The organism is Chloracidobacterium sp. (assembly GCA_016711345.1).
GTDB lineage: Bacteria > Acidobacteriota > Blastocatellia > Pyrinomonadales > Pyrinomonadaceae > OLB17.
This window is the reverse complement of sequence record JADJTD010000001.1, coordinates 3,130,725-3,145,637: the sequence shown is the minus strand read 5'-3', so window position 1 is coordinate 3,145,637 and position 14,913 is coordinate 3,130,725. Positions and strand designations below refer to the sequence as shown.

Below are 14,913 nucleotides of genomic sequence, written 5' to 3'. Positions count from 1 at the left end.
ATTTAGTTGGTAATATTTATTAAATCTGAAATTAAATCTTTGTAATCGAGGAATGTTCTTTATGACACTTAAAAATAACCGTTTGTTTTCTTTGGCAATATTGATCGCAATATGTCTTTCCAATTTCACTTTTGTCTTTGCCTATGACGAAGGCATGTACACGCCGGATCAGATCGCCGGAATGGCAGACACTCTTAAAAAGAAGGGTCTCAAGCTTAAACCTAGCGAAGTTTACAATCCGGCAGGCGGCGGAATAACCGACGCCATAGTGCGTTTGGACAGCGGATGCTCGGCTGAGTTTGTTTCGCCTGACGGATTGATACTGACCAACCATCATTGTGGATTCGACGCACTTGTGGCGGCTTCGTCGCCGGAAAGAGATCTCGTAGAAACAGGTTTTAATGCCGGAAGCCGCGCGGGTGAATTCCAAGCGAAAGACGGCGAAAAGCCTTTCTCGATCACGCTAACGCAGCGCGTCGAGGACGTGACAGCAAAGATCAAAGCCGGTACAGAAAACCTGTCTGGCAAAGAGCTTTCGGACGCGATCAAAAAGAACACAGATGCACTCAAGGCTGCCGAAGAAGCAAAGGCACCTAAAGGCTCCAAAATTGTCATTCAGGCGATCTCGAGCGGTTTCTTTTACTATCTTTACCAGACAGCGGAGATCAAAGATATTCGAATGGTTTACGCTCCGCCTCGCAACATTGGCGTCTTTGGCGGCGACCCGGACAATTTTGAATGGACACGTCACACTGGCGATTTCACGTTCCTGAGAGCTTATGTCGCACCGGACGGTTCACCTGCCGAGTATTCGCCGAATAACGTTCCTTATAAGCCGAAGAAATATCTTGCCGCGAACATTGGCGGTTTGAAAGAGAACGATTTTGTATTCGTGCTCGGTTTCCCGGGCGGAACGACACGTTACCGCGAAAGTCAGTCGATCCAGTTCGCTCGCGATGCCAACTTCCCTTTCCTTGGAAGCTGGCTACGGGCTGTTGGCGATACGCTCCGACTGGTCGGACAAAGTGATGAAGAAAAACGCATTGCTCTACAGGGCGAAGTTGCAAGCTATGACAATTCGCGAAAGGTTTTCGAAGGCGGAGCCATAAGGCTCAGGAATTCGAATGTTGTCCAGCAGCGTCAGGCTGAAGAAGCAAGAATGGCAGCCTGGATCGCCGCCGATCCGGCACGTCAGCAAAAATACGGTACGCTTTTAGCCGATCTCAAAACTCTGTCCGACGAGTCGAATGCAACAGCAAAACGTGACGTCATGATGCGTCGTTTCCCTGATCCGATCTCGGGAGTGGTCTTGGGTCAGATCGTCGCCGCAGTTACCGCTACGCAGCCTCCGGCAAAAATGCTGACCGACACCGAAAGAGCGGCAAAGCTGGAGCAGATCAAGGAAGCTTACAAAAAACGTGAACCTGTCTTTGAGCTTGAGATGCTCAAGTTCTTCCTCAAATCGTTTGCCGATCTGCCGGAAGGGCAGAAGTTCGCACCGGCTGAAGCCCTCTTTGGCTCGTTAAAAGGCTCTGCCCGCCGTCAGGCTGAGGCAAAGTTTGCCGATACGATCGTCAATGGCGAATATGCGTCCGCCGAAAGAACCGCAGGGCTTTACGGGCCGCGAACTATGGATTACCTGCCGGAACGTGAGGCCATTCTCACCTTCGCCAGAGGCGTTGCGGCGGAAAAGGCTGCTCTCGGTGTTCGTGGAGCCAAGTTCGGCGGCAGCATTGACCGTCTTCGCGTGCTCTACATGCAGGCATTGAAGGAAATGCGCGGCACTACGACGATGTATCCGGACGCGAACTTCACAATGCGTTTCACATACGGCCACGTTAAAGGCTACTCGCCGCGAGAAGCCGAATATCGCTCGCCGTTCACGACCGTCAAGGGCATGATCGAGAAGAATACAGGTGAAAAGCCGTTCGACGCACCGCAAAAGCTGATCGATCTGCAAAACTCGATGGATTTCGGCCGATATGGTGAAAACAACACCGTCGTGCTGAACTTCCTATCGACCACCGACATCATCGGCGGCAACAGCGGCTCGCCCATCCTCAACGCCAAAGGCGAACAGGTCGGCATCTGCTTCGACGGCAACTTCGAAGGCCTAGGCAACGATTTCTACTACGATTACAATGCAAATCGAACGATCTCGGTCGATATTCGATACGTCCTCTTCGTCACCGAAAAATTCGGCGGAGCGAAGTGGGTCGTAGATGAAATGAAACTCGTAGGCAAGAAGTAGGTCAAAACCGGGCGCGATAGCGACTGGATAAAGGCTTCGTCCACACGGACGAAGTCTTTTTTCTTTGGAAAAGTTCGATATTTCCGAGGAAACCCGCCGTATTTCCGGGGAAACGCGCCATATTTCCGGGGAAACGCGCCATATTTCCGAGGAAATGCGCTGTATTTCCTCGGAAAAACACGACATTTCCATAGTCGCGCCGTCCCCGACAAGTGTCGCGGGCTACTTTTCCGAATAATCCAGCTTGATCGAGTTCATTCCGCGTTGGATGACTTTCTGGCGGCGGACGACGCGTTTTCGGTTCTTGGTTGGGTTGAAGATGTTTAACGGGCTGGGGATCATTGCCGAGAGGTACGCGGCATCGCTCGGCGTGAGGTCTGAGGCGGACTTTTTGAAATAGGCTCGCGAGGCCGCTTCGGCACCGTAAATGCCGTCGCCCCATTCGATTACGTTGAGGTATATCTCGAGAATGCGTTTTTTTGTGAGTTCGCGTTCGAGAAAGTAGGTGTAAACCGCTTCGCGGCCCTTTCGCAGGAAGTTGCGGTCTTCGGAAAGGAAAAGGTTCTTAGAAAGCTGCTGCGTCACGGTCGAAGCACCGCGTTTGAAGCTCGGCATCGGCGGTATCCAGTCGTCTTCGCTCGGCTTGCAGTCCTTCTTTTCCTGCGGCGTCTTTGCCTCGGCCTCACACTCTTCGCGGGCTTCTTTTTCGCCTTCCTTTACGGCCTCGTCCCATGCCTTTTGGATCGCGTCCCAATCAAAACCGTCGTGCTCAAAGAATCTGGCGTCTTCGCCCGCAAGCACTGCACGCTGTAAATTAGGCGAGATCTGTTCGATCGGCATCCAGATCATAAACTTTCGCGGCTCACGGCCCTCAGCCGTCGCTTGCGAAAGTCGGTATTCGATCATCGACGAAGTCGTCGGATTCTCAGTCCGCAGACGCGAGATCGCCGGGAACGTGATGAACTCGTACAAAAACCACACGAGCAACGCTCCGACAAGAACGAGAGACAAGACTTTTATCCAATACCACATCCCTTTTAGTGAATAGTGAATAGTGAATAATGAATAGTCAAGAGCACAGGAATGTTCCCGCCGATTTACTAATCGCTATTTACTATTCACGATTCACGTTTTACTATTCACTTAGAAGCTATGGGGCAATACGACAATGTAGTTGCGGTAATACTTGGTGGCGGTGCGGGGTCGCGCCTTTTTCCCTTGACGCATGAGCGGTCGAAGCCGGCTGTACCGCTTGGCGGGACGTATCGACTGATCGACGTGCCCGTTTCGAACTGTATCAACTCAGAGATCACCCAGATATTCGTGTTGACGCAGTACAATTCCGCGTCGCTCAATCGTCATATCTCGCGTACATATCGTTTTTCAAGCTTCTCGACGGGTTTTGTCGAGGTTCTGGCAGCCGAACAGACAAAAGAGAACCCTGAATGGTTTCAGGGTACTGCGGACGCCGTTCGTCAGGTGCTGCCGCACTTGAGCGATCAGCATGTTGATACGTTGCTCATACTTTCGGGTGACCATCTTTACAGGATGGATTACACCGTATTTCTCAAACGCCACTTCGACACCAAAGCTGACATGACTGTTTCGGTTCATCCTTGCCGACGAGATGAGGCACCGGAATTCGGCTTGCTGAAAACCGATGCGAACGGCAAGATCGTCGAATTTCGTGAAAAGCCGACGGGTGACCTGCTCGAATCTATGCTTGTCGATACGACGGCCTTTGGACTGTCTGCCGCAGAGGCCGAGAGCCGTCCGTTTCTGGCGTCGATGGGGATCTATGTTTTCAACTACAACCGAATGGTCGAGCTGCTCAACGCCGATAATTCGTGGGTAGATTTTGGACGCGAGATAATCCCCGCTGCCATCGAGAAATATAATGTTCAGGCACATCTTTTTACAGACTATTGGGAAGATATCGGAACGATCCGCGCTTTTTACGAGGCAAATCTCGATCTGGCTTCACCGCTCCCGAAATTTAATTTCTTTGATGCAGCAGCGCCGATCTACACACGCAGCCGCTATCTGCCGCCTTCGAAGATGCACGGCTGCGATATCGATAATTCGATGGTCAGCGAAGGCTGCATACTGAACGGCGTCCGCGTTCGCAATTCGATCATCGGGCTGCGCAGTCGTATCGATAAAGGCGCAGACATTCAGGATTCAATAGTCATGGGCTCGGATTTTTTTGAATCGATATCCGAAATTACCGGTAACATTGCAAACAGGATCCCGCACATCGGCGTTGGCGAGAACACTATCATACGGCGTTCTATAATAGACAAGAACGTTCGTATCGGGAAAAACGTTCAGTTACTTAACAAGGACGGAGCGGAAAATTTTGAAGCCGACGACAAATCGTTCTATATCCGCGACGGAATTATCATTATCCCAAAAAACGCGGTCATCGCGGACGGCACCGTGATTTAGACATTTAACTTCGGATTGGTGTGAAATGGGTATATAATCTGTAGCATTTCCACAAGGATAAGCAGAGCGTGATCAAACGACATTACATTATCTATTCGGCTATCGCAGCATTGACTGTGATCTATACTTTTGCATTTATAGGCCTTAGCTCAAATGCAGCATCGAATCTCGACGAAGGCTTTGAGGCTGGCGGCAAAGGTTCCTACGCTGTTGGCACGGTCACACTGAAAACGGGTGAATGGACACTGGATGACGCTCTCACCGGAAGCCTGACCACCGATCACAAAATCGGCACCTTTGCTGCGCGCGTTCGCAACTCAGGCACAGTGAGGATGAATTTCAATGTTCCTAACGCCGGAACATTCTCCGTCCAACATGCGGTTTACGGAACAGATGCGAGCAGCACATGGGAATTGTGGGGTTCACAAAATGACGGGGCGACATGGCAGAAGTTTGGCTCCACCATCACCTCAAGTTCGCAGTCGCTCACGACTGAAACATTCACTATCGGAGCCCGAAAGGCGATCCGCTTTGAACTTCGCAAAATTTCAGGCGGAGCAAATCGCATTAATTTCGACAGTATATCGGTGACAAGCCTTGGCGGCAACACAACGCCAACGCCGACAAATACGCCAACCAATACTGCAACCGCTACTCCAACTAACACGGCCACAGCAACAGTTACTAGCACTCCGACAAACACAGCTACCGCGACTTCAACGGCAACGGCGACCTTTACTCCGACCGCGACACCAAATGTGATCATTAACGAAGTTGATTCCGATACGCCTGGTTCCGATGTGGCTGAGTTTGTTGAGCTTTATGACGGTGGTGCCGGAAACTCTCCTCTTGATGGGCTTGTGTTAGTGTTTTACAACGGATCGAACGATCTGTCTTACGCCGCATTTGACCTTGACGGTTTTAGCACAAATGCACAAGGGTATTTTACACTCGGCAACGTTGGCGTACCCGGAGTCGATATTACCTTTGCAGGCAACACGCTTCAAAACGGACAAGATGCAGTGGCTCTTTACGCCGCCAATGCTACGGACTTTCCTGTAAATACACCTGTAACTACGACGAATCTCCGCGATGCAATTGTCTATGACACCAATGACGCTGATGACCCCGGCCTGCTTGTTTTGCTGAATGGAGGTCAGCCTCAGGTTGATGAGAATATAGCCGCGAACGGCGATGTTGTTTCAATGCAGCGTTGTCCAAACGGTTCCGGCGGCAATCGTAATACAAGTACCTACACGATTTTTGGCCCGACGTCCGATGCTGGAAATTTGTGCGGCGGAACTCCGACAGCTACCGGAACGCCAACGAATACAGCCACTCCGATGGCAACCGGAACCCCGACAAACACTGCAACGGCAACCGCTACTGCAACAAACACTGCAACGGGTACACCAACGCCGACGAACGTTCATATAACGATGGGCAATCCTTCGAACGCCATCACGGATGTTAATCAGCCAACTAACTATTTGATGCTAAAATCGACCTACGTCCTGTCGTATCACCGAGACAATCGCAGGCCAAACTGGGTTTCTTGGCATCTAGATCCATCTTGGCTGGGTGGTACCCAACGACAGGATGATTACCGTGAGGATCCCGCTTTGCCGGCATCATGGTATCACGTCAACCAAAACGGTTACTCCGGATCCGGTTACGATCGCGGGCATATGTGTCCGTCAGGAGACAGAACATTAACCGTTCCTGATAATTCGTCAACGTTCCTGATGACGAACTTTATCCCGCAAGCTTCGGACAACAACTCAGGGCCTTGGGCGGACCTAGAAACCTACTGCCGCACGTTGGCAAATCAGGGCAATGAGCTTTACATAATTTCCGGCGGTTCAGGTATAAACGGTGTTATTGGACCTGCGCAAGTTGCCCTGCCAACAGAGACCTGGAAAGTCATAATTGTCATACCGCAAGGAACAAACGACGTTTCCCGTGTGACAACTTCAACACGAACTATCGCGGTCAGAATGCCTAATGAGGATGGCCTTGGGCTTAACTGGCGCAACTATCGCGTCAGCGTTGATAATATCGAAACATTGACAGGTTTCGATTTCTTCTCAAATGTGCCGTTGGGGATTCAGGCCGTTATCGAAGCAGTCGTGGACAATGGGCTTGTTGAGGATTGGGAATTGCTACCTGACCAATATACGATTGATGAGTTAGAAGCCGAACGGAAATACAGGCTTCAAGACGCGATCAAATGACTATTGACATCTTAGGGATTAAACCGGTTGCCATATTTATTGGTAGCCGGTTTTATTATCTCTGCCGTTTTTTACGAACGATATACGTTTCTCTTGCCCGCACTGCCAACCCCTCTCTTTCGACCTTTACTTTTAGCTTCCTGACTTTTCCGGGCTTTACGTCATCGGGGTAAATGCCAAGACTGTAAAATTCGCGCAGCTCGCTCGCGATCTTGGAAAATCCTTCCGACAAATTCATTGTCGTGCTGGCGAGATAAACAGTGCCGCCAGTCCGCAGTGCGAGTTGATCGAGAAATTCTCTGGCTCTTTCGTAATCTTCTGCACTTGTGCCCCGGCTGTTCGGTGTTGCGATCGTTGGAAGTGGAAACGGAATAGGAATGCTGCCCTGCTGTGGGATCGGGCTTTGAATAGGCGGCGTTGTCGGAATTCCTGTCCCATTCTTCATTTTCTGAACGTCGGCATAAGTGTCATATCGGATAGGATAAATGAGAGCGTCAAGTTCCATCGCATCACCGGTGTTATTCATTGCATTTGCCCTGCGGCTCGTCGTATCAACGCCGTCAGTAAACAGAATGATCGCTTTACGGCCTTCGATCCTCCGAAGGCGTTCGTTCATTACGAGATCGACGGCTTCGTATAGGCTTGTGCCCGTTGAGATCTTAGTGCCTTTTATCGCACGGTATATGGCTTGGCGGTCGTTGGTAGCTTCGCAGAGCATGTGAACTTCCTCATCAAAAGAGATCACCATCACCTTGTCCTGCGGGCGAAGCTGGTCGATAAACGCAATAGCCGCCGATTGTATCTCAGTGATCTTGAAGGTCGTCGAGTAACTCATATCAAGCACGAGAGCGACGGTAAACGGCTGCTGTTCGTTTGAAAACAACGCGAGTTCTTTTTCAACTCCGTCTTCAAAAACCTTGAAGTTTTCCTTCGCCAGCCCGCCGACAAAACGGCCTTTTTTGTCCATCACACGCACCGGTATGGTCACAAGCTGAGTGTCAACCTTGATGACCTCTGTATCATCTACAGTTGCGGCTGAGTCATCAACCGGACTTACACTTCCTGGTTCTGGAGTTGGCGAAGATTTAACAGGCCTCTGGTTTGATTTACCACCCGACGAAGAAGTGTCACGGCCGGACTGTGCCAGTATCCCAATGCCGCTAAAAAGAAGAATAAAACCCGCAGCAAAGTATGTTCCGATATTCTTCATTGAATGTTGACCTTAGAATACAACATTCGATGCCGCGAAGTGCAGAGAAGGATGCCGCATCGATAAAAAAGAAGACGTTTTAAGTCCGTCTTCGATTTGCAACTTTTGCATAGGAATCTTGGGTTATCTGCCGGCAACATTCCTGGTTGTCTGTCCAACAATGTAGCTGTTCTTGGCTCGAACGACGACGTTCGGACGCATAACACGAATCTTGATCTGTTTTCTATCCCCAACCTTGCCTACGTTTTCAGGATAGTAGCCAAGCGAATACTGGCGTCTCAGTTCTTCGGCAATGCCTGAGAACGCCGCTTCGACGTTATATAGCGACTGAGCCTCAAATTCACGTCCGCCGCTGTTCTGTGCCAGCATTTCGAGATATTTGCGACCTTTGTCATATTCGCCCCTAGAACCCGAACCGCCGCCCCGACCTGTATTTACATTGCCGCCTGATAGTATCGCACCAAGAATGTCGCCAATAGAAACCTGGCCGCCTCGGCTTCCCGGACCGGGAAAATTGCCGCCCATGTCACGAGACGTGTCGTATCGAAGAGTGTAAAAGATAGCATCGGCCTCTTCGGTAGATCGCAGCGTGCTGTCGTAGTTCGCGTGACGCGATGTGGTGTCAACGCCGTCGCTAAACAGCACTACAGCCTTTCTGCCGTCTATCTGCCGCAGTTGATTGTCGATCACATAATCGACAGCATCATAAAGGCTCGTTCCGTCACCAAATCGCGCTTCTCTGATCGCACTTCGAAGCTGGTTTCGATTGCCTGTGACCGGGCTTAGAACATGAACATCTTCATCGAACGAAATAACCATCACACGGTCGCCGGGCCGAAGCTGATTTACAAATGTAATGGCCGCGTTCTGTATCTCATCGATCTTGAACTGCGTAGAAGGACTCACGTCGATCAACAGAACAACTGTAAACGGCTGCTCGACAGACTGAAAATAATCAACCTTCTGCTGGATGCCGTTCTCAAATATTTGAAAGTCCTTTTGCTGCAAGCCTGCAATGAATCGGCCTTCGCGATCGAGCACCGACACCGGCATAGTCACAAGATTTGTTTCGACCTTGATAACCTCGTTGTCATCACCTGCTTTTGCAGGCGGTGTTGGCAACGAAGATGGATTCGGATATCTGCTGCTGCCGGACAACACCGGAGGACTGTTCGGTGTTGAGGATTTGTAAGGCTCATTCGCAATTCTAGGCGGCGTTGCCGTAGTCGCAACTCGCGGGCGCGTTGACTTGTCCGTCTGCCCAAACGCTGAAAAAGCGAAGCTCAATAAAAGAAGGCCTAATGTAGTAACAAATTTCATCAACCGCGTTCTCCAGACTCAGTAATACTTGGGAAAGCGCCGATTTGATTAGAAATTAGAATAATTCGTTGCTAATGATTTTCATCAAGGAAATCTATCGCAAGATCATGAAACCTGCGGCGAACAGAATTGATATTTACAAACGGCAATGCGTGGTTATGGGTACGGTTGGTCAGCAAGATAAATACCCGCTCTTTGACAGGATCGATCCACAGGCTCGTGCCCGTAAAACCAAGATGGCCAAAGCTCTCCCGTGACATTTTGCTCCCTGCTGTCGAGTCCTTTGTCGAAGCAAGCTGAAAAGCAAACGAGCGGTCTTCATTCATCCCCTTTGTAAAATTGGTGCGGAAAAGCTCACATGTTTCAGGCTTTAGAAGTGTCGTGTAATTCGGTAAAAACTGCTGGGCGATCTTGAATGTCTCTTCCGCAGTTGAGAAAAGCCCCGCGTGACCAGCTATACCACCCATAAAATAAGCGTTGCCGTCGTGAACCTCTCCCCAAATCTGATGAGTGCGGAAAGCGGAATGCGGAATGCGGAGTTCGGGAAATAATTCACGGCAAGTGTTTTGTTCATACTGATTTCCCTTTTCACTCGCCGCAAGCCGCATTTTTAATTCGGCTGGCGGATTGAAAAATGTGTCTTTTAGTCCGAGCGGACTAAAAATCTCTTTCCTTGATTTATCTTCCAATGAATTCTGTTCGCTCATACTAGCGAGTCTGTAACCCAAAAGCAGGAAATTTAGATCGCTGTAGACTACTGACGCTCTTGGCGACTGATCTAAGGGGAGATCTGTAATTGTTGCCTTCACTGCTTCGGGTATAAATTTCGGATCAAAAAAGACGGAGTAAAAAGGAAACCAGGCTCTAAAACCGGAAGTATGAGTTACAAGGTCCATGACTGTTATTTCAGCCTTGTCGTGCGACTTAAGCTCCCGGAACAACTTCCAGATCGGACTACTCAGACTCAGATATGAGTCGCTCTCCAGAAATCTCGCAAACAAAAGCCCCGTCACCAACACCTTAGTCAAACTCGCCAGATCGTAGACGGTGTCGATACTCGTCTCGATCCGTTCAGGTTCGACAACAGCAAAGCCAAGAGCATCCCGCAAAACGATCTCGCCTTTTTCAGCAACGAGATAGACGGCGGAAGGAAAATCACCTGCGTCTATACGTTCCTGAAGAAATTTTGATATTTGATCTTTCACGTCGCTAGCTTATATTTTGCACGATTTATTAAATTTTGGTGAACTTAGCATCGGGTTTATTGACAACAAAATGGACGGGCAATAAACTTTAATTCTAAATCTATTTCAAAGAGGTAAATATACTATGAGCAAAGCAGAATCTGCAGATTTGATCTTAAAACTATATGACTTGCGTCGCGAAGCCACCATGCGCGAGGCCCGCAATTGGATCTTTGGTTTTAATCCGACTAGCGCTGAGGAATACATGCAAACCATGATGGACGAGAAGGTCGGCGGGTATCTCAGGATGGTCGTTTCATATTGGGACATGGCCGCGACAATGGTGAATCAAGGAGCCATCGACGCCGACATGTTCGATCAAACTAATGGCGAGCATACCTTAGTCTTTGCAAAGATCGAGCCTATTCTTGCCGATCTCCGGAAAATGTGGGACAGGCCCGAGGCTCTCGCAAATCTGGAAAAGGTCATCATGGATCGCCCCGACGGAGCCGAAAAGGTCAAGAAAACGCAGGAGTGGCTGAAGACCATGATGGCTCAATTCGCCGCTGCGAAAGAAGCTAACGCCTAAACATCAAGTCGTTGGCGATGCTCAGCAATTTTTTCGAGTACGCCTACAGCAAGTTCTAACGCCCGCCGCCCGTCATCACCAGTGACAGGCGGCGACGTATTTTCTTCGATTGAATCTAAAAACGCCGTGATCTCTGCCCGAAGCGGCTCAACCTCGTTAATTTCAAGCCTATTTATCGAAATCCCGGCAAGCGGATGTACTGCTTCTGGATTTAATGACGTCACAGACGCAAACTTCGTCGCGTAATCAAGCACGACATATGAATTCGTTTGATAAAACCGCGTCTTTCGAATTTTTTCAGTGCCTATGCGTGACGCGGTAATATTCGCAACCGCTCCATTTTCAAATTCGATCCGTGCGTTTGCTGCATCAACCTTGTCGGAGATCACAGGAATGCCGACCGCACGAATTTCCGACACCTTTACATCTTCGCCGACCAGCCATTGAATCGCGTCGAGATCGTGGATCATCACGTCCAGCACGACATCGACATCGAGCGAGCGATTGGGGAACGGCGAAACGCGATGTATCTCGAAATAGAGCGGTTTTGTAACATGCGGCCTGAGAGCTACCATTGCCGGATTGTAGCGTTCGAGTTGGCCGACCATAAGTTTTGCACCGGATAATTTGGCAACGGCAATCATTTTGTCGGCCTCGGCAAGAGTTAAAGCGATGGGCTTTTCCACGAGGACGTGAACGCCTTTGTCGAGAAACGCACACGCAATTTCGCAATGAGTTTCGGTCGGTGTTGCTATCGAAACGGCATCGACTTTACCGATTAGTTCACGCCAGTCGGCAAAACTCGCCACACGATGTTCGGAAGCAATTGCCGCGACTGTTTCGGCGTTCGAATCGCATATGGCGACTAATTCGATGCGGCCTTCGCCAGCGAGTTCTGCATAGTTTCGAGCATGATGTCTGCCGAGGCTTCCAACGCCTATCGCAGCAACCCGCATTTTTAGATTTTCGCCCATAATTTGATAACAAACTTCTTTTCGGCAATACTTTACATTCTTTATTATGACGCCGGAAATTTCAAAGACCGAAGATCAAACCCCAAAAATCACCGGCAGGTTTGTCTGGATACTTTTCGGTTTCTTGATCGTTTTTGTCTATTTCTTCGCGCTCAATATTCCTTTGCTTGGCCCCGACGAACCGCGTTATGCTCAGGTCGCACGCGAAATGCTCGATCGCGGCGACTGGATCACGCCAACGCTCGGTGGATTTAACTGGTTCGAAAAGCCGCCGCTTTTATATTGGCTACAAATCGTTTCATTTAAGACCTTCGGAGTCAGCGAATTTGCAGCGAGGCTTGGCCCGGCTCTTTTCGGTCTTGGAACGATCGCAAGCCTTTGGCTGCTTGGCAAATTCGTGTCAGAAAGACCTCCAGTAGAGAATGGTTTAATTGACGCATCCGGTAATAAACCATCCTTCGCACATTCCACGGCCTTGATCGCTGCGTCAACGCTTGGCATCTTGGTGTTTTCGCGTGGAGCAAGTTTTGACATTATCATTACTTTTCCGATCACCGCGGCGTTGGTAAGTTTTTTCATCTTCTATCATCGAACAGACATTGGCATTAAACCGCCCGTTACCGGTTCTGACTTGATACCACTTTTCCTTTTTTATTTCTTTATCGGCATTGCACTTTTGGCAAAAGGACTGATAGGTACACTCTTTCCGTTTGCGATCGTCGGAGTTTTCTACTTACTATCGAGGCGTTGGCCGAGCCGAACATTTGTTTTCAGCCTGCTCTGGGGAAGCGTGGTCGCCATTGCTATCGCATCCGCTTGGTATCTGCCGATGTATCAACGTCACGGCTATCAGTTTATTGATGAGTTTTTTGTCCAACATCATTTTCAGCGTTTTACCTCAAATAAATACCAGCATCCGCAGCCATTCTATTTCTATTTATGGGTTTTGCCGTTGATGACACTTCCCTGGCTGCCATTCTTTTTCGCGTCACTCTGGAATGTCGTAAAAAGATCATTGCTGCCCTTAGCCAAAGAGACCTCAGAGACTAAATCTCCTCACCTTCTCTCTTCCTCTCCTCTTCTCTTCATCTCTCTTGCGTGGGTTCTTGTGCCACTTATTTTCTTCTCTTTATCCGGCTCGAAACTGCCCGGATACATTTTACCGGCCGTTCCGGGAGCCGTGATCATTACGTCGATATATGTCTTCGACCTGGTACGAAACAACCGTAAATGGCGTAAAGCGATTCTGATAATTGCAGCATCGACATTCGGAGCAACTATTCTCCTACTTATATTCGCCGTGCCGCGATTCGCTGAATCCGACTCAGTTAAAGCTCTTATTCAGGCAGCGAATAATAGCGGTTATGGATCAGATCGCGTTCTCATGCTTCACACCATCTCGCACAACGCCGAATTTTACGCCAGCAACCGCTTGCTGCGTGATGCAGATGGTAAACAGCGTCGACTTTCCGGTGTCAATGAAGTAACAAACGAGATCGCTGCAGAAAATGGCAAATCCGTACTTGTTCTGGTTCCACTCGAGTATCTTTCACAACTGACTAAAAATGAAAAGATAGAAACAGTGGTCATCAAAGACAATGGCGAGCTTGCTATTGCTGCTGTATCAGCCAAATAGGTTTTCATTCCGCAGCCCGACGAATCCGATCCATCAGGGCAACGCCGATTCCCTTCTCTTCTACACGCTCGCAGTAAATTTTCTGCACTCCTTCACGATCACATTCGCGAAAAAACTCGAAGAGCGAATGCGCATAATCACCTACTGTCGAACAAATATGCTCTCGTACAAATGTTACATTTAGCCGGTCTAGGCCGATATATGCAGCCGATTCGGTATCACCAATTTCAGCGGCTCTTTCTACGATGATGATCTTGGCCGTGGGCGAATAATGCTTGTGACGCAGGCCGGGACTTCGAGGAACTTCAGCTTCCAAGGTCTCATAGATCATTGTAGTAGGAACAACTGATCGAAGTTGTTCGATAGAAACCGAACCACTCCGCAAGATCAACGGAGCATCCCTCGTGCAATCGACGACAGTTGATTCCAACCCGATCTCTGTAGCATCGCCCTGTAAAATACAATCGATCCGGCCATCGAGGTCTTCGGCAACCGCTTGCCACGTCGTCGGGCTTGGCCGTCCCGACAAATTTGCCGACGGCGCGACGATCGGCGTTTCACACGCTGACAAGAACTGATGTGCAGGTTCATATCGCGGCATTCGAAAGCCGATGGTATCCAATCCAGCCGTCGCAATATTAGGAACGTTTGGCAGCTTCCTTAAAACGATCGTCAACGGTCCCGGAAAAAATACTTTAAAGAACCTCGCTGCGTGTTCTGTAACTTCGGCGGCTAGCAAATTGATCTGTTTAATATCCGCAACGTGCGCGATCAGAGGATTATCCCCAGGACGTTGTTTTGCTTCAAAGATCTTTGCTATCGCCGAAGGGTCAAAAACGTTTGCCCCGAGGCCGTACACGGTCTCGGTCGGAAAAGCCACAATTCCACCGCGTTTTATGAATTCGGCTGCCTCGATCGGGGAAGTTGTAACAACAGTTTTCATTTACTAAAGCTTCACGCAAAGCCGCCAAGAAAGCAGATGGACGCAGATAAAAGGACTTTCTTATCCGCGTTCATCTGCGTTGATCTGCGGCTAATTTTTCTTTTCTCTGCGTTCTCAGTGCCTC

Annotated in this window: 11 protein-coding genes; 5 read left to right on the top strand and 6 right to left on the bottom strand. The window is 49.4% G+C overall.

Going from position 1 to position 14,913, the window contains the following annotated elements; translation table 11 throughout:
- The first annotated feature begins 61 nt into the window (after nucleotides 1-61).
- On the top strand, nucleotides 62-2,251 hold the full coding sequence (locus IPL32_13015; GenBank protein MBK8466743.1) for a S46 family peptidase: 2,190 nt from the start codon (nucleotides 62-64) through the stop codon (nucleotides 2,249-2,251).
- A gap of 222 nt (nucleotides 2,252-2,473) precedes the next feature.
- Here IPL32_13015 and IPL32_13010 read toward each other — a convergent pair whose 3' ends face one another.
- Complete coding sequence (locus tag IPL32_13010) at nucleotides 2,474-3,262, bottom strand: transglycosylase domain-containing protein (protein ID MBK8466742.1); 789 nt, start codon at nucleotides 3,260-3,262, stop codon at nucleotides 2,474-2,476.
- A gap of 141 nt (nucleotides 3,263-3,403) precedes the next feature.
- Between IPL32_13010 and IPL32_13005 the strand changes: the two genes are divergently transcribed.
- Both IPL32_13005 and IPL32_13000 read left to right on the top strand, forming a co-directional pair.
- Nucleotides 3,404-4,699, top strand: coding sequence for a glucose-1-phosphate adenylyltransferase (locus IPL32_13005; GenBank protein MBK8466741.1), 1,296 nt, complete (start codon nucleotides 3,404-3,406; stop codon nucleotides 4,697-4,699).
- A gap of 1,205 nt (nucleotides 4,700-5,904) precedes the next feature.
- On the top strand, nucleotides 5,905-6,933 hold the full coding sequence (locus IPL32_13000) for a DNA/RNA non-specific endonuclease (GenBank protein MBK8466740.1): 1,029 nt from the start codon (nucleotides 5,905-5,907) through the stop codon (nucleotides 6,931-6,933).
- Between the two features lie 55 nt (nucleotides 6,934-6,988).
- Here IPL32_13000 and IPL32_12995 read toward each other — a convergent pair whose 3' ends face one another.
- The 3 genes from IPL32_12995 to IPL32_12985 form a co-directional block, all read right to left on the bottom strand.
- Entirely contained in the window at nucleotides 6,989-8,143 is a 1,155-nt protein-coding gene (locus IPL32_12995) for a VWA domain-containing protein (GenBank protein MBK8466739.1), read from the bottom strand.
- 123 nt (nucleotides 8,144-8,266) lie between these two features.
- Nucleotides 8,267-9,463 carry a VWA domain-containing protein gene (locus IPL32_12990; protein MBK8466738.1) on the bottom strand — a complete coding sequence of 399 codons (1,197 nt, stop codon included), beginning with the start codon at nucleotides 9,461-9,463 and terminating at the stop codon, nucleotides 8,267-8,269.
- Nucleotides 9,464-9,534: 71 nt separating this feature from the next.
- Nucleotides 9,535-10,668: a serine hydrolase gene (locus tag IPL32_12985; GenBank protein MBK8466737.1), complete on the bottom strand. Its 1,134-nt coding sequence runs from the start codon at nucleotides 10,666-10,668 to the stop codon at nucleotides 9,535-9,537.
- A gap of 124 nt (nucleotides 10,669-10,792) precedes the next feature.
- Here IPL32_12985 and IPL32_12980 point away from each other — a divergent pair, with 124 nt between their 5' ends.
- A complete protein-coding gene (locus IPL32_12980; GenBank protein MBK8466736.1) occupies nucleotides 10,793-11,236 on the top strand; it encodes a hypothetical protein in 444 nt (147 codons plus the stop codon).
- Here the strand turns inward: IPL32_12980 and IPL32_12975 are convergent.
- Nucleotides 11,233-12,210 carry a Gfo/Idh/MocA family oxidoreductase gene (locus IPL32_12975; GenBank protein ID MBK8466735.1) on the bottom strand — a complete coding sequence of 326 codons (978 nt, stop codon included), beginning with the start codon at nucleotides 12,208-12,210 and terminating at the stop codon, nucleotides 11,233-11,235. The genes IPL32_12980 and IPL32_12975 overlap by 4 nt on opposite strands.
- A 46-nt stretch (nucleotides 12,211-12,256) precedes the next feature.
- Between IPL32_12975 and IPL32_12970 the strand changes: the two genes are divergently transcribed.
- On the top strand, nucleotides 12,257-13,846 hold the full coding sequence (locus tag IPL32_12970) for a glycosyltransferase family 39 protein (protein ID MBK8466734.1): 1,590 nt from the start codon (nucleotides 12,257-12,259) through the stop codon (nucleotides 13,844-13,846).
- Between the two features lie 4 nt (nucleotides 13,847-13,850).
- On the opposite strand, the gene IPL32_12965 is transcribed toward IPL32_12970, so the two are convergent.
- Nucleotides 13,851-14,789 carry a threonylcarbamoyl-AMP synthase gene (locus IPL32_12965; GenBank protein ID MBK8466733.1) on the bottom strand — a complete coding sequence of 313 codons (939 nt, stop codon included), beginning with the start codon at nucleotides 14,787-14,789 and terminating at the stop codon, nucleotides 13,851-13,853.
- Nucleotides 14,790-14,913: the final 124 nt, after the last annotated feature.